We start from the raw sequence: 16,609 nt of genomic DNA, 5'->3' as shown, positions 1-16,609 counted from the left end.
TGGCGTTACCTCCCGGTAACATCCAATGACCGCGCTCGATGTCTGTCAAGCGCCGGTTGCCGGCCGACGGCAAGCTGGTCGCCAAGGAGATCGCCGACGAGGCCGCCATGAAACGCACCCTGGCCGGGTCGGTGCCGTGGGGGTCAGTCCTTGCGGAGACGCAGGGCGAGGGCGTCGCCCTGCTGGACGAGGTCGGCGCGGTAACCGGGGGTGGTCACGACGACCGCGGCGAACCGGCCGCGGACCCGCCGGGCCTTGAGGACCGGGACCGGCGAGTCGTACCGGTCGGCCTGGCCGACGGTCACCGAGAGGGTCGCGCCGGAGCCGATGACCGCCTCGCCGCCCACCGTGAGCGGCGCGGCGCCGTGCGGGCGCACGGTCACCGCGAGGGTGCCGGAGCTCTGCCGGAAACCGCCGCTGACGTGCACCTTCGGGGCGGTCAGCCGCAGCGTGCCACCGGAGACGGTGACGTCGCCGCAGCCGAGCGCGGACTTCGACGCGGCGACCAGCGTGCCCTCGGCGACGGTCGTGCCACCCCGGTACGCGTTGTCGCCGGCCAGGGTGAGCGAGCCGCTGCCGAGCTTGACCAGCCCACCGCGCCCGTCGATGTCGTTGCGCCACGTGTCGGCGGCCGAGAATCCACCGGCCGCCGCGTCGAGGGTGACCGCCACGCCCGCGTCGAAGGCGCCGTAGCCGTCGGCGGCCGCGAACAGGTTGAGCCGGCCCCACTGCTCCGGGCCGTCCAGGATCGGGTTGCCGGCGGCCAGGCCGGTGGTGCGCAGGACCTCCCGGCGCTGGGCGGCGTCCAGGTACGGCAGGCGCGTCTCGAGCAGCACCTCGGCGCCGGCCGGGACGGTGAACGGGACGGACGCGGTGGACGGGCGGCGGGCCGGCAGGCCGTACGTGAACTTGGGCCGGACGATCGCGGCGTTGACCTCGTGGTCGGCGTAGGCGTCGCCGGAAGCCGTGGCGTGCGCGGCGGCGAAGACGTCCGTGCCGACCCGGGCCTGGAAGTAGGCGAGCGCCTGGGCGCGGGCCTCGGCCTTGAGGCCGGCGTTCGCCGGGTCGCTGAGGATCGCGGCGGTCAGCGCGGTGCCGAGGACCCGGCCGCCGATCACGTCGGCGGGGGAGTGCATGCCGGTGACGATCCGGGTGTGCGCCAGGTCGTAGGCCGCGGTGACCAGTTCCTGGAAACGCTCCGGGACGGCGTACGCGAAGGCGAGCGCGGCCATGAACAGCGCGTTGGTGTGGCCGCTGACGTAGCCGCCGTCCTCGGCCGGGTTGGTGCCGCGCTGGCGCAGCAGTTGCGGGGTGACCACGACGCCGGAGTCGTAGACCGGGTAGCCGAACTCGTCGACCGCGCCGGTGTCGACGACCTCGCTGTCGTCGGTCATCCGCCACGGGCGCGGGTACTGGAAGGCGAACTTGCTCGGGTTGCCCGACGACCAGTTGCCGCGCACGGTGTTGACCAGCGTGACCACCTTGCCGAGCGCGGAGGCGGGGTTGCCGGCGCCGAGCGTGGATCCGGCGGGCGCGCCGGCCGGGACCGCGTCGCTGACCGTGGTGGCCGGGGTGGTCTCCGGGGCGGCCGTGATGCCGGTGACGGCGAGCGATCCGGCCTGGTAGACGCCGGCGAGCGGGCCGAGGCCGGCGATCACCGAGTAGCTCTGGTGCTGCCGGTCCACCACGAACGAGCGGGCGGCCTCGGCGGCGGTCCGGTTGCGGGTGGTCCGGACGACGTAGCGGACGTTGGCCCGCAGGAACGCCTCGTCCAGGACGGTGCCGGTGTTCCATGCGGCGCCGGTGCTCCACACCCGCTGGAAGCCGGAGAGGATGCGGACGGCCGCGTTGGTCTCGGCGGTCAGGTTCGCCGTGGTGTTCGTCTTGTAGGAGTCGACGAAGGAGCCGATGACGGGGCTGGTGACCGAGCCGGTGAACGAGCCGGTGACGGACGCGGCCGCCGCGAAGGCCGGCGTCGGGACCAGGCCGGGAGCGGCGGCCAGACCGGCGGCTCCGGCGGCTCCGGCGGCTTTCAGGAGGCTGCGGCGGCTGACGTTCACGGGAACTCCATCGACAGAGGGGTCAGGATCGAGAGGGGTCAAGATCGGGACCCAGCTTCGGTGGATCAGGCGGCGGCGAGGACAACGCTCGCTGTTGTGAACGTGAACATTTCTCGACGTGAGGTTACCGCCGGGTAGGAAAGGCCATAGGCTGCCCTCTATGGTCCGGAGAATCCTCACGGTGTGCGTGCTCGCCACGCTGGTCACCGCTCCCAGCCCCGCCTCGGCCGCCGCCCCCACCGGCGGCTCCTTCAACGTCCTCACCTACAACGTCGCCGGCCTCCCCGAGCTGATCTCCAGCGCCGAGACCGACCGCGAGACCGCGCACACCCTGATCGGGCAGCGCCTCGGCCCGTACGACATCGTGCACGTCCAGGAGGACTTCAACTACCACGCCTACCTGTACGCGGCCGACACCACGCACGCGTACCGCACCCCGACCAGCGGCGGCGCCGGCATCGGCTCCGGCCTCAACACACTCTCCAAGATTCCGTACGACACCGACGACTTCGAACGCGGCGACTGGGACTCCTGCCAGTTCGACTCCGGTGACTGCCTCACCCCCAAGGGCTTCACCCTCACCCGTCACCGGATCACCGACGGCGTCTTCGTCGACCTCTACAACCTGCACACCAACGCCGGTACGAGCAGCGGCGACCAGGAGTCCCGCGCCGACAACCTGAACCAGCTGACGGCCTTCATCACCACCCACTCGGCCGGCAACGCGGTGATCGTCATGGGCGACACCAACACCCGCTACACCCGCGCCGCCGACACGATCCGCGACTTCACCGCCGCCAACGGGCTCACCGACGCCTGGGTGCGGCTGGAACGCGGCGGCAGCGCCCCGGCCGCCGGCTCGGACGCGCTGGTGTGCGACGCGGCCGCGGTCACCGACACCTGCGAGGTGGTCGACAAGATCCTCTACCGGAGCGGCCGGGCGGTCACTCTCACCGCGACGGACTACCACAACGAGGACGCCGGATTCCGTACCGACGACGGCCTGATGCTCTCCGACCACTTCCCGGTCAGCACCGCGTTCGGCTGGACGGCGAACCCGGACTACCAGCTCAGTGACCAGTTCGGCGGACCGCACGGCGACCACTACAACGACATCGTGTCGGTCCCGGCGGCGGCCCGCGCCACCGTGATCGGGCTGCGCGCCAGCTCCCGGGTCGACCAGGTCAACCTCACCCTCGCCACCGGGACGGTCCTGGCCCACGGCGGCACCGGCGGCACGGCGAAGTCGCTCACCCTGGGCAGCGGCGAGTACGTGACGGGTGCCTACCTGTGCCGTGCCGCGTACAGCGGGCACACCCGGATCTTCTACGCGAGGTTCACCACCAACCTCGGCAACAGCGTCGCCGGTGGCACGACCACGTCGGACTGCGTCACCCGGACGGCGCCGGCCGGCTGGCAGATCGCCGGGTTCCACGGGCGATCCGGGTCCGCCGTGGACAAGCTGGGCGTCATCTACACCCGTCGCTGACCGCGGACGGCCGGGGCAGGGCCAGGCGAGCCGAAGTGGACCGCGACAACGCCCGGCGGTCGCTCCTAGCGTTCAGGCCGTGCATCAGCGACTCGCCCACGACCTCGACGACCTGCCCGCCCTGCTCCAGGCCACCCGGGACTACGCCACCCGGGTCCTGGCCGGCCTCGCCGAACGCCCCGTGGCGCCCACCCCGGCCGCCGTCGAACCGGCCCCGCTCCCGGTCGGCGGCGCCGGCACGGCCGGGGCGCTGGCCGAGTTCGAACGCCGCTGGGCGCCCGGCCTCTCCGGCAGCGCCGGCCCCCGCTACCTGGGGTTCGTGACCGGCGGCGCCACTCCGGCCGCGCTCGCCGGCGACTGGCTGACCGCGGCCTTCGACCAGAACGTCTCGAACCGTGCCGGCTCCACGGCCGCCGCACTGGAGGACGAGACCGTCTCCTGGCTGCGTGACATGTTCGGCCTCGGCCCGGACCACGCCGGCGCGTTCGTCAGCGGCGCCACCATGTCCAACCTGACCGGCCTGGCGATCGGCCGCGAATGGTCCGGCGAACGGCTCGGGGTCAGCGTCGCCCGGCAGGGCCTCGCGGCGCTCGGCGAGATCCCGGTCCTGTCCGGGGCCGCGCACTCCAGCGTCCACAAGGCGCTGTCCGTGCTCGGCATGGGCCGTGCGTCGCTGCGCCCGGTCCGGACCCTGCCGGGCCGGGAAGCCGTCGACGTCGCCGCGCTGGCCGACGCTCTCGCCGCGCTGGACGGCCGCCCGGCGATCGTGGTGGCCAACGCCGGAACGGTCAACACCGTGGACTTCGACGACCTGCGCGCGATCCTGGCGCTGCGCGAGCGGTACCCGTTCTGGCTGCACGTGGACGCGGCCTTCGGCGGGTTCGCGGCCCTCACCCCGGAGCACGCCCACCTGGTCGACGGTCTGGGCGGGGCCGACTCGGTCTGCGTCGACCTGCACAAGTGGCTCAACGTCCCGTACGACTCGGCGGTCCAGTTCACCCGCCGCCGGGATCTGCAGGTGGCCGTCTTCCAGAACACCGCCGCCTATCTGCCGGCGATCACCGGCGACCCGGACCACTGCCACCTCACCCCGGAGAACTCGCGCCGGCTCCGCGCCCTGGCCGCCTGGTTCACGCTGGCGGCGTACGGTGTGGACGGCCATGCCGAGATCGTCACCCGGACCGTCGCGGCGGCCCACCGCCTGGGTGAACGGCTGAGCACCCTGCCCGGCGTGGAGCTGCTGTCCCCGGTCCGCCTGAACGTCGTCTGCTTCGCGGTCCCCGGCGACGTCGCCACGGTGCTCCGGGCGGTGGCCGACTCCGGCGAGGCGTTCCTGACCCCGACCGTCCTGCACGGCCGCCCCGCGCTGCGTGCCGCGTTCAGCAACTGGCGCACCGCCGGGGCCGACGCGGACCGGGTCGTCGAGGCCGTCCGCAAAGCCCTGTCAACTACCTGCCCATGAATGGGTGGGTTTGTGGATCTCTTCCCCCGCTGGCTGCGAGGTCAGGCCACGTGTGGGCGGCTGACTGCGCCCCAGCCCTCGACACCGCGGTGGGCGATGTTGAGGGCCGCGTTGTGGTCGGCGTGGGCAACGACCCCGCACGACCGACAGGTGAAGGTTTCCTGGTTCGGCCGGTTCCGTTTGTCGCGGTGCCCGCACCGATGACAGGTTTGCGAGGTGTAGCGGGGGTCCACTTGGACCAGCGGTACACCGGCCCGGCAGGCCTTGTACGCCAGAAACGCGCCGAGCTGACCGAATGACCATGAGGAGAGCGTGACCCGTTGGGGCTTTCTCAGCCGGACCCGGTCACGGATCCCCGTCAACTGTTCGACGGCGATACCGCGGCCGGTGCGTGCAGCCTCGGTCACGATGGTCTTGGCGATCACATGGTTGATGTCCGCGGCGTGCCGCGCCTCCTTACGACGGCGGCGGTGCAGCAGCCGTTTCGCGGACTGGCTGTTCTTGGCCTGCAACCGCTGACGCAGCCGGGCCTGCCGGCGGCGATAGCCGTTGAGTTCGGCCCCGGCGTGCCGGGTGCCGTCGGAGTCGTAGGCGATGTTGACGATGCCCATATCAACACCGAGGAACCCGGCCGGCTCGATCAGCTGCGGCTCGGGCACCTCCACGCTGGCGTACAGGAACCACATGCCGTCGCGGTGCAGCAGATCGCATTCACCGACCGGTAGGGTCGCGACCGCTGTGAGCTGATCCGCCGAGCCGGTGAACGCGACATCCCTAAGCCGCCCGCCGACCGTCCAGATCGACACGGTCCGGGCGTCGTGCTGCCAGGACAGCATCCGCGCGTCATACGGCTGCGCCGCATCCCAGCGGAACACGACCGGGCCGGCCTCGACTCTGCGGCGGCGCCTGCTGCCGGGCTTGCCGTAGCGGCCGGCTGTGAGGTTGGCCTGCAACGTCGTGTACGCGTCGCAGACCTTCTTGATCACATGTTGCGCGGCCTGCGCACCCAACCCGCAATCCGCTTTGATCGCCTGGTAGGAGTGTTTCCGTAGGTCGTAGTTGCGGTAACAGTCGACGGTGCGTGCGGTGGCGGCAACCTGGGAGGCGGCGGTGTTGCAGGCCCGCAGGGTGGCCTCCAACGCCGACGTCTGCACGGGCGTCGGCAGGAGCTTCACCTGCACCACCAGCTTCACGCCGATCAGTCTAGATACGACTATGTCACCCGAACAGACACTTTATCCCGATGTTCGGGCACACAACGTCAGACCATCCACAACTGCATCAAGCCCGCCGCGAGCACCCGCGAACACCCGTGGCACCTCACCGACCATGCGGCGGCCACCCCTCAGCATCGTCCGCGCGCACGCGAAACCAGAACCGTCCAGGTGGGTGACGGCGTTCCTCCCGGCCGTGAATGGCCGGAGGTCCCGCCTTATGGACTACTGAAAAGGGGATGGCTCCCCGCCTCGGGTCGGCGGGGAGCCGTGGGTGGTGCTGATGGGGACGGTCAGGCCGTGATGTTCCACTGCTGGCAGGAGTTGCCCAGCGACGCCCATTGGCGTACGGCCACACCGTCGGCGGTGCCGCAGTTGGTGACGTCGAGGACCATGCCGTTGCCCCGGTTGGCGATCAGGTAGCCGCCGTTGATCGGGGTCAGGCTCCACTCCTGGCAGGTGTTGCCGAGGCTGGCCCACAGGTTGAGGGCCGTGCCGTTGGCGGTGCCGCAGTTGACCGAGTCGAGCACGGTTCCGCTGTTGACGTTGGTGATCCGGTAGTAGCCGCTGGTCGTCTTGGTGAACGTCCACTGCTGGCAGGCGTTGCCCAGCGACGACCACTGCTGGATGGCGGTGCCGTTGGCGGTGCCGCAGTTCGCCGCGTCGAGGACCTTGCCGCTGGCCTGGTTGATGATCCGGTACTTGGTGCCGGCCACCGGGTAGGAGACGGTGCCGCCCGGGTCGCCGGCGGGTGCGGTCAGCGTGGTGGAGAGCTTGTCCGGCGTACCCAGGTTGGGGGTGCCGTCCGAGTTCCAGCTGACCTTCTTGAGCCGGGTGGTCCGGGTGGCGCCGCAGCCCTGGGCGGTGGTCTCGTTGGCGTGGTAGGCCATCCACGTCTCGGTGCCGTCCGGCGACGTGAAGAACGAGTGGTGGCCCGGGCCGTAGACGCTGTTCGCGTCACTGCGCTGGAAGATCGCGGTGCTCTTCTTGGTCCACGACGAGGCGGACAGCGGGTTGGTGCCGGTCAGGGTCAGCATGCCGATCTTGTAGTCCGGCGTGTTGCAGGAGCTGGCCGAGAACGTCAGGTAGGTGACCCCGTTGCGCTGGAGAACGTACGGGCCCTCCTCGGTGTTGCCACCGACCTTCTCCCAGTCGTACGTCGGGTAGGAGATCCGCGTCCCGTAGGCGGACACCGTCCACGGGTTGGTCATCGGCGCGATGAACAGGCTCTGCAGGTCACCGACCCACGACGAGTAGAGGAAGTAGTTGGCGCCGTTGATGGTCGCCACACTGCCGTCGATGGCCCAGCCGTTGTTGGCCTGGACGTTGAGCTGGCCCTTGAACGTGTACGGGCCGAGCGGGTTGTCGCCGGAGCTCTCCAGCACGAACGACCGCTGCCCGTCGCAGCACGCCGCGGTGCCGGCCGAGTAGTACAGGTACCAGCGGTACCCGTTCGGGCCGTTCAGCCGGTGCATCGACGGCGCCCACACGTTGCAGCAGCTCGCGGTGGCGGTTCCGGTGTAGACGACGTTCTCGGTAGCGCCGGGCAGCGCGGCCACCGAGGTCGCCCGCTTGATGACGACCTGGTTGTTCCACGTGGTCGCGGCCAGGTAGTAGTAGCCGCTGTAGTAGCCCACCCACGGGTCGGCGCCGTACGGCGCGGAGGCCACCGGGTTGGTGAAGGTGGCGGCGGCGCGGGCCGGGCCCGAGGTACGGGCCTCCACGGCGACGGCCACCGCGAAGAGCAGGAGGAAGACGGCTCCGACGGATTTCAGGCGTGCAAGAGACATGACAGTCCCTTCGGGGAGCGGGGGAGTGGCGCATCGACTGGGGGTCGGGCGCGCCCTGCCGGTGGGCCGGGGCGCCGCGGTGTCCGTCCGGGACGGTGGGGATGGACGGACCTATTCTGCTCGATGTATTGCCAGTATGTTAACGATCACAAGTGGAGTGTCAAGAGGCGGTATCCATGCTGATCAACGACGCTGGGTTCGTTCAACCGGAGTGGCCAGGACAGCATGCGGCTCGGCGTTGAGGGTTTTCCCGGTCATCCGCGGGTATTCCAGTGCCGTGGACCGTCGTCCCCCCGGCGTCATCTACGCAGGAGAAGGGACGGACGATGACGACCTGGATGACCCAGGAACGAATCGAACTGGGTTCGGTACGCCTGGACGCCGACATGACGCTTCCCGAGCACGCCACCGGGGTGGTGCTGTTCGCCCACGGCAGCGGCAGCTCCCGGCACAGTCCCCGCAACCGCGTGGTGGCCGCCGAGCTCAACCGGCGGCGGTTCGCCACCGTGCTGGCCGACCTGCTCACCCCCGAGGAGGAGGTACGCGACGCGCGTACCGGTGAGCTGCGCTTCGACATCGGCCTGCTCGCCGACCGCCTGGTCGGGATCATCGACTGGATGCGGGTGCAGCCGCCCACCGCGGCTCTGCCGCTCGGCCTGTTCGGGGCGAGCACCGGCGGAGGCGCGGCCCTGGTCGCGGCGGCGGCCCGGCCGTCGGCGGTCCGCGCCGTGGTGTCCCGCGGTGGCCGCCCGGATCTGGCCGGGCCGGCGCTGGTCGAGGTGCGCGCGCCCACGCTGCTCATCGTGGGTGAGCACGACCCTCAGGTGATCGACCTCAACGAGGAGGCCCGCAACACCATGCGGATCCGCGCCGACCTGCGGATCGTGGCCGGCGCCACGCATCTGTTCGAGGAGCCCGGGGCGCTGGAGACGGTGGCCGAGGAGGCGGGCCACTGGTTCGGCGATCACCTGGTGCCGGCGATGGCGAGGTGAGTCCGGCGATGATCTTCGCGAATCGGGCCGAGGCGGGCCGGGCGCTCGCCGGCCGCCTGGCGCAGCTTCTCGGCGCCGACCGGCATCCGCTGGTCCTGGCCCTCCCACGGGGTGGCCTGCCGGTGGCCGGGCCGGTCGCCGAGCGGCTCGGCGGTGATCTCGACATCGTGGTGGCCCGCAAGATCGGCTCGCCCCGGTACCCGGAGTTCGGGGTGGGCGCCATCGCCGAGGACGGCCCGCCCGTGTACGACCCGGACAACCTGCGCTACGCCGGGGTCACCGAGGCCGACCTCGCCGGTGTCCTGGCCGCCGAGCGGGCCGAACTGGCCCGCCGGATCCAGCTCTACCGCGGCGGCCGCCCCGCCCCGCCGGTGGCCGGCCGCACGGTGATCGTGGTCGACGACGGGCTGGCCACCGGGGTGACCGCGCACGCGGCGCTGCGCTGGGTGCGCGAACAGGGACCGGGCCGGCTGATCCTGGCCGCGCCGGTGTGCGCGCCGCAGGCCCGGGACGCGCTGTCCGCCGAGGCCGACGAGGTGGTGTGCCTGAGCGCGCCCGACCCGTTCTACGCGGTGGGCCGCTGGTACGAGGACTTCGAGCAGCTCACCGACGAGGACGTGGGCCATTTCATCATGTGTTGAGTTGGAGCCTTGCCCCGTTCCGGGGAATTCATCTACCGTTGAGTTCAACACTTGATGAGTTCCCCGGGAGGAATGATGTCCGAAGCGATCGAGGTCCGCGACCTCGTCGTGAGACGCGGGAAGAGGGCCGTTCTGGACGGCTTCTCCTGCGTCATCCCGCGCGGCAGCGTCACCGGCCTGCTCGGCCCGAGCGGCAGCGGCAAGACCACGCTGATGCGTGCCGTCGTCGGCGTGCAGATCGTCGCGTCCGGCACGGTGACGGTGCTCGGCCACCCGGCCGGGTCCGCGGCGCTGCGCCGCCGGATCGGTTACCTGACCCAGGCGCCGAGCGTCTACGCCGACCTCACCGTGGCGGAGAACGCCCGCTACTTCGCCTCGCTCTACGGTCTCAAGGCGGCCGCCGCCGACGAGGCGGTCGAGGCGGTCGGCCTGACCGCGGCGCGCGGGCAGCTGGTGGCGAACCTGTCCGGTGGCCAGCGCAGCCGCGCGTCGCTGGCCTGCGCGATCGTCAGCCGCCCCGAGCTGCTGGTCCTCGACGAGCCGACCGTCGGGCAGGACCCGGTGCTGCGCGACGAGCTGTGGGACCACTTCCGCCGCCTCGCCGCCGACGGCGCCACCGTCCTGGTGTCCAGCCACGTGATGGACGAGGCCAACCGCTGCGACCGGCTGCTGCTGATCCGCGAGGGCGCGCTGATCGCCGACGACACCCCGGCCGGCGTCAAGGCCACCGCCGGCGTCGACGACCTCGACCAGGCGTTCCTCAACCTGATCCGGCGCCAGGAAGAGGTCGCGGCATGACCGAGCGTAGCGAGCGTCATGATCGCGCTCTTGTCCGGAAGTCGGGAGACTCGGCATGATCCTCGTCAGCACCATCAGGCGGATCCTCGGCCAGCTGCGGCACGACCCGCGGACCATCGGCCTCATCGTGGTGGTCCCGACGCTGCTGATCACCCTGATCTACTTCATGTACGAGGGCCAGCCCGCCGTCTTCGACCGGGTCGCCCTCACCATGCTCGGCGTCTTCCCGTTCATCGTGATGTTCCTGATCACCAGCATCGCCATGCTGCGGGAACGCACCACCGGCACCCTGGAGAGGCTCTTCACCACCCCGGTCGGCAAGATCGATCTGCTGTTCGGCTACGGCGTGGCGTTCGGTGTCGCGGCCGGTGCGCAGGCGACGGTGGCGGCCACCTTCTCCTACTGGGCACTGGACATGCGGACCGCCGGGAGCATCGGCCTGGTCATCCTGATCGCGGTCGCCAACGCCGTGCTCGGTGTCGCGCTCGGCCTGCTGTGCAGTGCCTTCGCCCGTACCGAGTTCCAGGCGGTGCAGTTCATGCCGCTCGTGGTGGCGCCCCAGCTGCTGCTCTGCGGGCTGTTCGTGCCGCGCGACGAGATGGCCGGCTGGCTCCAGACGATCAGCAACGTGCTGCCGATGTCCTACTCCGTGGAGGCGCTGACCGAGGTGGGTGTGCACGCCGAGCCGACAGGCATCATGTGGCGGGACCTCACCGTCGTGGTGGGATCGATCGTGGTGGCCCTGATCCTCGGCGCGGCCACCCTGCGCCGGAGGACCGCTTAGGGCGTACAGGAAAAGGGGTTTGATGGTGCGACGGACCGGACGCCGGCCCGGCAACCCGGACACGCGCGAGGCGATTCTCGTGGCCGCGCGCAGCGCGTTCGCCGAGAAGGGGTACGACGGCGCCTCGATCCGCGCGATCGCGACCGGCGCCGGGGTGGACCCGGCGCTCGTGCACCACTACTTCGGCACCAAGGACAAGCTGTTCCTGGCGACGATGAACTCGCCGGTCGACCCGATCGACCTGATCAACGAGGCGACCGCGGGGGAGCGGGACGAGATCGGTGTCCGGTTCGTCCGCGCCTTCCTCGGCATGTGGGACGGGCCGCGCGGCGCGGCCGCCGTGGCGCTGCTGCGATCGGTCGTCGGCACCGAGTGGACCACCAAGCTGTTCCGCGAGTTCATCATCACCCAGATCCTGCGCCGGGCGGTGCCCAAGCTGGGCCTCGACCCGGCGGAGGCGCACCTGCGGGTCACCCTGGCGGCCAGCCACCTGGTCGGCCTCGCGATGGCCCGGTACGTGATCAAGGTGGAGCCGCTGGCCTCCGCGCCGACCGACGCGCTGGTCGCCGCGGTCGGCCCGGCGGTGCAGCGCTATCTCACCGAGGACCTACCGGGCGTGTTCCCGCAGGAGGCATGAATCGCGGCCCGGCGGGGCGTGGAGGGCTAGGGCCGCGCGGGGATCTGCCGGGACAGGAAGCGGATCACCTCGTCCCGGGTGTGCTCGGGCACGCCCTGGAACTCCAGACCGATCTCGGTGCCGTCGCCGCGTGTCATCCGGCGGACCACCCGGGCGTCGGCGCCCGCGGCCAGGCCGTCCCACGCGAACTGGACGCGCACCAGCTCACCGTCCGCGATCCGGGCGCCGGCCGGGATCAGGCAGCCCAGCCCGTCCGAGCTGAGGTCGATCATCTCGGCGGTGACCGGCGCCGACAGTGACGCCGTCTCCAACCGGACCGTCCCCTTGACCGGCAGCCGGTCGTGCCGGCGGCGCTCCAGCCGCTCGGCCACGTCGGACAGGTCCGAGATCTGGGCCATCGTCGCCTCGACGCTGCGGTGCAGCTGCCCGACGATGTCGTGCTGCTGGTCGGCGATCCCGTCGAGGTGGCGCATCGCGGCCTCGATGTCGCCGACGTCGGAGATGATGGCGCTCAGCGTCTGGCCCATCTGGGCGACGTCCGCCTCCAGCGTCGCGACCGTGCTGGTGATCTGCTCGGTGGAGTCGGCGGTCGTGTCGGCCAGGCCCTTCACCTCGTCGGCGACCACCGCGAACCCGCTGCCGGCCTCGCCGGCCCGGACCGCCTCGATGGTGGCGTTCAGCGCCAGCAGCCGGGTCTGCGAGGCGATCCCGGAGATCACGCTGGCGATCCCGGCCACCTGGCGCAGGCTGGCGTTCAGTGCGGTGGCCGCCTCGTCGGCGCTGTGCGCCCGCCGGACCAGCACGCTCGCCGCGTCACTGGTGATCGTCACCCCCTCGTGGGTGGAGGCCGCCGCGTGCCGGGCGGCGCCCACCTGCCGCACCACGTCCGCCAGCTTGCCGCCGATCACCTCGGCCGTGTCGTCGATCGCCTCCCGGGCCCGGCGCCGCAGCCGCTGGTTCAGCTCCCGCTGCCGGTCCTGCGCCACCTGCTCCTGCGCGTCCAACTCGGCCCGCAGCCGCTCCAGCTCGGCGTCGCGCTCCCGCAGCGTCTCGGTGAGCTCCGTGATCCGCCCCGCGGCGCCCGGATCGCCCGCCCCGCCACCGGCCGGCCGGGCACGACGGCGAACCACGAACACACCGGCGGCCACCGCGGCCAGCGCGGCAAACAGGATCAGCCAGGTGGGCATCAGGCCCCTCCGGGCGCGCTCGTCGGGAACGTTTCCGACGCTACCGCGCCCGGATACGCGGTGCAGGCCCTTTCAGTCCGCGAGGATCGCGTCGATCTGGCCCATCGCGAGCCGCATGCCCTCCTCCATGCCCATTTCGGCCATCCGTTCCAGCTGCTCCGCGCTGCGGAAGGTGGAGACCGTCGTCATCCGGGTGCCCGGGCCGGCCGCCTCCAGGGTGACCACGGCGTGCGTGACGTCCTCCGGGTCCACCGGCTCGCCGTCGTCGCCGGCGAACCCGTCGTCGAACTCCAGACGGGACGGCTCGTCGATGTCGGTGATCGCCCACCAGCCCCGCGCCTTCGTCCCGTCCGGCCCGGTCATGTGGTAGCGGACCGCGCCACCGGGCTTGAAGTCGTACCGGTCGAAGGTGGCCGGCCAGGTCGGCGGGCCCCACCAGCGCTCCAGCTTGCGCGGATCGGCCCAGACCTGCCAGACCCGGTCCACCGGCGCCGCGAACTCGGCGACGAAGGTCAGCGTCAGCGCGCCGACGTCCTTGGTGCTGCTGATGACCGTCACTGCTCCTCCTCCAGGATCTCCTCGATGGCGGCGGCCCGATGCCGCCACAACCGCTCGTAGGCGTCCAGCAGCCGCGCCACCCGGCGCAGCGCCTCGACCTCTCCCCGCACGATCTGCTCCCGTCCGCGCCGGGTCTTGCTGACCAGGGCGGCCCGCTCCAGAACCACGACGTGCTTCTGCACCGCGGCGAAGCTCATCGGATAGAGACGGGCCAGCTCCGAGACGGACATCCCGCTGCGGATCACCCGGGTCAGGATGTCGCGCCGGGTCGCGTCGGCCAGGGCGTGGAAGACGCGGTCGGCGTCGGCAACCCCGGAATCTACAACCATGTGGTTGTACGTTAGGGGGTGCGAGGGCTCCCGACAACCCGGCTCGGCGGAATTCCTTCAGACGAGGGCGCCGCGGCCGATGAACCGGGCCGCAGCGACGAACCTCAACGGGGAGGTAGCAGTGACCATCAGCATCGGGACATCCGGCTCGCCCACGGCCCGCGACACACACGCGGCCTGGCTGCGCCGGCGCGACGACGGCGGGCCGGCGTTCGGTCAGTGCAGCGTGACGAGGGCGCCGGCCAGCGCGTCGGTGGCGTCCTGCACGTCGACCTCGAGCATCCGCAGCGGGCCGCCGGTCTCGGTGAGCAGCGCGGCGTGAGGGCCGCCCACGTAGAACGGGGCGAACCCGAGATCCCGGATGATCCGGACGGTGGCCTCGCGGGCGTCCAGCTGATCGGTGCAGACGTACTCGGTCAGTAGCGGGTCATGCCCGCGCCGGCGGTTGAGCACCTCGGTCGACATGGTGTTGAACGCCTTGGCCCAGTGCGCCTCGGGCGCCCACTCGATCAGGGTCTCCAGGCCGCTCAGCCCGCCCGGCATGCCGATCCCGGCCAGGCCGCCCGGCCCCGGTTCGCCGTCCGGCTCCGGGTTGGTCACGTCGATGACCACCTTGTCGGCGATCGCGTCGCGGGTCATGTCGATCGCCTCCCGCGCCGAGGACCAGTTCGGGCTGAAGATGACCACGTCGCCGAAGGCGGCCGCCTCGGGGATCGGCATCACCCGCAGCGGCGCGCCGTCGCCGTCCATCTCGGCACGCAACCGCTCCGGATGACGCGAGGTGACCGCGACCTCGTGCCCACTCTCGGCGCACCACCTGGCAAGAGTGCCGCCGAGCCGACCCGCTCCAATGACACCGATACGCATGAACCCAGGGTGCGCGCCGGGTCACCGGATCGGGTGGGGAATCCGGAAATCGCCGTAGAGCATCCGCAACTCGACCGTGACCAGGTCGTCCACCAGCGCCTCCGGATCGGCGGCGGCGGCGAACGCGGCGGTCCGCAGATCGTCGACCAGCCCGGCCAGCACGCTTGGCGCCGGCCCGTCCGGCGCCAGGCCGGCGGCCCGGTCCCGGCTGATCCGGGCGGCGAGCCGCTCCACGTGGGCGGCCCGCAGCCCGGCCCGCCACTCGGCCAGCGGCGGGCAGCCGGGAGCGGCGGCCAGCGCGCCGGAGATCAGCCGGCCCTGATCGCGCCAGAGCACGGCGAGCGTGGTCAGCGACCGGCGCAGCGCCGCCTCGTCCGGGCCGGAGCCCTCCAGCCACGGGCCGGAGTCGCGGCCCAGCTCGCCGGTGAGCCCGTGCAGCAGCGCCACCACCACCGCGAGCTTCGAGTCGAAATAGAAGTAGAAGCTGGACCGGGAGATGTCCGCGCCGGCGGCCAGCTCGTCGATGGTGATGTCGGCGAGGGGCTTCCGGGCCAGCAGGGTGCGCGCCGTCTCCAGGATGGCGCGTTCGCGCTGGTCACCCTTGCTGGGGCCGCGGCGCCGGCCGGGGCCGGGAAGTGTGCTCATGCAGACACCCTAACGCGGTGTCGAGTTTCTCGACGTAGTGTCGAGTCCATGAGAGAGATCCGCCTCGCGTCCCGCCCCGTGGGCTGGCCCACCGTCGACAACTTCGAGCTCGCCGAGACCGAGGTCCCCGAGCCCGGCCCCGGCCAGGTGCTGATCCGCAACGCCTTCATGTCCGTCGACCCGTACATGCGGGGCCGGATGAACGATGTGAAGTCCTACATCCCGCCGTTCCAGGTGGGCCGCCCGCTGGACGGCGGCGCGGTCGGCGAGGTGGTCGCCTCCAACGCCGACGGTGTGCCGGTGGGCGCCTTCGTCAGCCACAACCTGGGCTGGCGGGAGTTCGCGGCGGCCGACGCCACCCGGGTGCAGGTGGTCGACCCGGCCGCGGCCCCGAGCCTCTCCGCCTACCTGGGGCTGCTCGGGATGACCGGCCTCACGGCGTACGTCGGGCTGTTGGACATCGCGCAATTCCGCGAGGGTGACACCGTCTTCGTGTCCGGCGCGGCCGGCGCGGTGGGCAGCGTCGTCGGCCAGATCGCCCGGCTCCGCGGAGCGAAGCGCGTGATCGGCAGCGCCGGTTCCGCGGAGAAGGCCCGCCACCTGGTCGACGACCTCGGTTTCGACGCCGCGTTCAACTACCGGGACGCCCCGGTGCGCGAGCAGTTGCGCGCGGCCGCGCCGGACGGCATCGACGTGTATTTCGACAACGTCGGTGGCGACCACCTGGAGGCCGCGATCGGCTCGCTGAACAAGTTCGGCCGGGTGGCGCTCTGCGGCGCGATCGCGCAGTACAACGACACCACCCCGGCGGCCGCGCCGCGCAACCTGGCGGCGGCCATCGGCAAGGAGCTCAACCTGCGCGGCTTCATCGTCGGCAACCACGGGCACCGGGCCCCCGACTTCGTCGCCGAGGTGGGCGGCTGGCTGCGCGACGGCCGGATCACCGCCCGGGAGACGATCGTGGACGGGCTGGAGAACGCGCCGGAGGCGTTCCTCGGTCTGCTTCGTGGGGAGAACACCGGCAAGATGGTGGTCCGGCTCTAGGTTCGCGCTGCCCGGCGTCCCGTTTCGGGCGGGTCGCCGGGTTGATCCGCGACTGAACGGTAATTTAGTTGCTCTCGCGAGTGGCCCGGATACGGAACGTACGGTTGATCGC

At 71.5% G+C, this 16,609-nt stretch carries 16 protein-coding genes; 8 read left to right on the top strand and 8 right to left on the bottom strand.

The annotated features are described in order from the left end of the window. Window positions 1-143 precede the first annotated feature (143 nt). Entirely contained in the window at window positions 144-2,060 is a 1,917-nt protein-coding gene (locus tag BJ964_RS49425) for a phosphatase PAP2 family protein (protein WP_188126361.1), read from the bottom strand. Between the two features lie 160 nt (window positions 2,061-2,220). Here BJ964_RS49425 and BJ964_RS44930 point away from each other — a divergent pair, with 160 nt between their 5' ends. Both BJ964_RS44930 and BJ964_RS44925 read left to right on the top strand, forming a co-directional pair. Continuing rightward, window positions 2,221-3,549 carry a jacalin-like lectin gene (locus BJ964_RS44930; RefSeq protein ID WP_188126360.1) on the top strand — a complete coding sequence of 443 codons (1,329 nt, stop codon included), beginning with the start codon at window positions 2,221-2,223 and terminating at the stop codon, window positions 3,547-3,549. A 79-nt stretch (window positions 3,550-3,628) separates the two neighbouring features. Next, window positions 3,629-5,011, top strand: coding sequence for a pyridoxal phosphate-dependent decarboxylase family protein (locus BJ964_RS44925; protein ID WP_188126359.1), 1,383 nt, complete (start codon window positions 3,629-3,631; stop codon window positions 5,009-5,011). A gap of 41 nt (window positions 5,012-5,052) precedes the next feature. Here the strand turns inward: BJ964_RS44925 and BJ964_RS44920 are convergent, their stop codons facing one another. Together BJ964_RS44920 and BJ964_RS44915 are read right to left on the bottom strand one after the other, a co-directional pair. Beyond that, window positions 5,053-6,204, bottom strand: coding sequence for an RNA-guided endonuclease InsQ/TnpB family protein (locus BJ964_RS44920; RefSeq protein WP_223149717.1), 1,152 nt, complete (start codon window positions 6,202-6,204; stop codon window positions 5,053-5,055). A gap of 314 nt (window positions 6,205-6,518) precedes the next feature. Continuing rightward, window positions 6,519-8,015 carry a family 43 glycosylhydrolase gene (locus BJ964_RS44915; RefSeq protein ID WP_188126358.1) on the bottom strand — a complete coding sequence of 499 codons (1,497 nt, stop codon included), beginning with the start codon at window positions 8,013-8,015 and terminating at the stop codon, window positions 6,519-6,521. Window positions 8,016-8,341: 326 nt separating this feature from the next. On the opposite strand from BJ964_RS44915, the gene BJ964_RS44910 reads away from it, so the two are divergent. From BJ964_RS44910 to BJ964_RS44890, 5 genes are all read left to right on the top strand, one after another. After that, the gene (locus BJ964_RS44910) at window positions 8,342-9,007 is read left to right on the top strand and encodes a dienelactone hydrolase family protein (RefSeq protein ID WP_188126357.1); all 666 of its coding nucleotides are present in this window, start codon (window positions 8,342-8,344) and stop codon (window positions 9,005-9,007) included. An 8-nt stretch (window positions 9,008-9,015) separates the two neighbouring features. After that, entirely contained in the window at window positions 9,016-9,648 is a 633-nt protein-coding gene (locus BJ964_RS44905; RefSeq protein ID WP_188126356.1) for a phosphoribosyltransferase, read from the top strand. 75 nt (window positions 9,649-9,723) lie between these two features. Further along, window positions 9,724-10,446: an ABC transporter ATP-binding protein gene (locus BJ964_RS44900; protein ID WP_188126355.1), complete on the top strand. Its 723-nt coding sequence runs from the start codon at window positions 9,724-9,726 to the stop codon at window positions 10,444-10,446. Between the two features lie 55 nt (window positions 10,447-10,501). Next, window positions 10,502-11,230, top strand: a complete 729-nt coding sequence (locus tag BJ964_RS44895) for an ABC transporter permease (RefSeq protein WP_188126354.1) — start codon at window positions 10,502-10,504, stop codon at window positions 11,228-11,230. Between the two features lie 22 nt (window positions 11,231-11,252). Next, the gene (locus BJ964_RS44890) at window positions 11,253-11,867 is read left to right on the top strand and encodes a TetR/AcrR family transcriptional regulator (protein WP_188126353.1); all 615 of its coding nucleotides are present in this window, start codon (window positions 11,253-11,255) and stop codon (window positions 11,865-11,867) included. 26 nt (window positions 11,868-11,893) lie between these two features. On the opposite strand, the gene BJ964_RS44885 is transcribed toward BJ964_RS44890, so the two are convergent. From BJ964_RS44885 to BJ964_RS44865, 5 genes are all read right to left on the bottom strand, one after another. Then, entirely contained in the window at window positions 11,894-13,054 is a 1,161-nt protein-coding gene (locus BJ964_RS44885) for a methyl-accepting chemotaxis protein (RefSeq protein WP_188126352.1), read from the bottom strand. Window positions 13,055-13,126: 72 nt separating this feature from the next. Further along, window positions 13,127-13,612, bottom strand: coding sequence for an SRPBCC family protein (locus BJ964_RS44880; protein WP_188126351.1), 486 nt, complete (start codon window positions 13,610-13,612; stop codon window positions 13,127-13,129). Continuing rightward, entirely contained in the window at window positions 13,609-13,941 is a 333-nt protein-coding gene (locus BJ964_RS44875) for an ArsR/SmtB family transcription factor (RefSeq protein WP_188126350.1), read from the bottom strand. Before BJ964_RS44875 ends, BJ964_RS44880 begins: the two co-directional genes overlap by 4 nt. A 216-nt stretch (window positions 13,942-14,157) precedes the next feature. Further along, complete coding sequence (locus BJ964_RS44870) at window positions 14,158-14,808, bottom strand: NADPH-dependent F420 reductase (protein ID WP_188126349.1); 651 nt, start codon at window positions 14,806-14,808, stop codon at window positions 14,158-14,160. Window positions 14,809-14,829: 21 nt separating this feature from the next. Further along, window positions 14,830-15,453 (bottom strand): TetR/AcrR family transcriptional regulator, encoded by a 624-nt coding sequence (locus tag BJ964_RS44865; RefSeq protein ID WP_188126348.1) that lies wholly within the window; start codon window positions 15,451-15,453, stop codon window positions 14,830-14,832. 48 nt (window positions 15,454-15,501) lie between these two features. Between BJ964_RS44865 and BJ964_RS44860 the strand changes: the two genes are divergently transcribed. Further along, window positions 15,502-16,497 carry an NADP-dependent oxidoreductase gene (locus tag BJ964_RS44860; protein ID WP_188126347.1) on the top strand — a complete coding sequence of 332 codons (996 nt, stop codon included), beginning with the start codon at window positions 15,502-15,504 and terminating at the stop codon, window positions 16,495-16,497. Window positions 16,498-16,609 lie beyond the last annotated feature (112 nt).

The organism is Actinoplanes lobatus (assembly GCF_014205215.1).
GTDB lineage: Bacteria > Actinomycetota > Actinomycetes > Mycobacteriales > Micromonosporaceae > Actinoplanes > Actinoplanes lobatus.
The sequence above is the reverse complement of the archived record's forward strand: the minus strand, read 5'-3'. Positions and strand labels throughout refer to the sequence as shown.

Coding starts and splice junctions, on each gene's coding strand:
- BJ964_RS44870 (WP_188126349.1), bottom strand. CDS start 14,808: ATGCGTATCGGTGTCATTGGAGCGGGTCGGCTCGGCGGCACTCTTGCC.
- BJ964_RS44915 (WP_188126358.1), bottom strand. CDS start 8,015: ATGTCTCTTGCACGCCTGAAATCCGTCGGAGCCGTCTTCCTCCTGCTC.
- BJ964_RS44885 (WP_188126352.1), bottom strand. CDS start 13,054: ATGCCCACCTGGCTGATCCTGTTTGCCGCGCTGGCCGCGGTGGCCGCC.
- BJ964_RS44860 (WP_188126347.1), top strand. CDS start 15,502: ATGAGAGAGATCCGCCTCGCGTCCCGCCCCGTGGGCTGGCCCACCGTC.
- BJ964_RS44905 (WP_188126356.1), top strand. CDS start 9,016: ATGATCTTCGCGAATCGGGCCGAGGCGGGCCGGGCGCTCGCCGGCCGC.
- BJ964_RS44930 (WP_188126360.1), top strand. CDS start 2,221: ATGGTCCGGAGAATCCTCACGGTGTGCGTGCTCGCCACGCTGGTCACC.
- BJ964_RS44875 (WP_188126350.1), bottom strand. CDS start 13,941: ATGGTTGTAGATTCCGGGGTTGCCGACGCCGACCGCGTCTTCCACGCC.
- BJ964_RS44890 (WP_188126353.1), top strand. CDS start 11,253: ATGGTGCGACGGACCGGACGCCGGCCCGGCAACCCGGACACGCGCGAG.
- BJ964_RS44910 (WP_188126357.1), top strand. CDS start 8,342: ATGACGACCTGGATGACCCAGGAACGAATCGAACTGGGTTCGGTACGC.
- BJ964_RS44900 (WP_188126355.1), top strand. CDS start 9,724: ATGTCCGAAGCGATCGAGGTCCGCGACCTCGTCGTGAGACGCGGGAAG.
- BJ964_RS44895 (WP_188126354.1), top strand. CDS start 10,502: ATGATCCTCGTCAGCACCATCAGGCGGATCCTCGGCCAGCTGCGGCAC.
- BJ964_RS44865 (WP_188126348.1), bottom strand. CDS start 15,453: ATGAGCACACTTCCCGGCCCCGGCCGGCGCCGCGGCCCCAGCAAGGGT.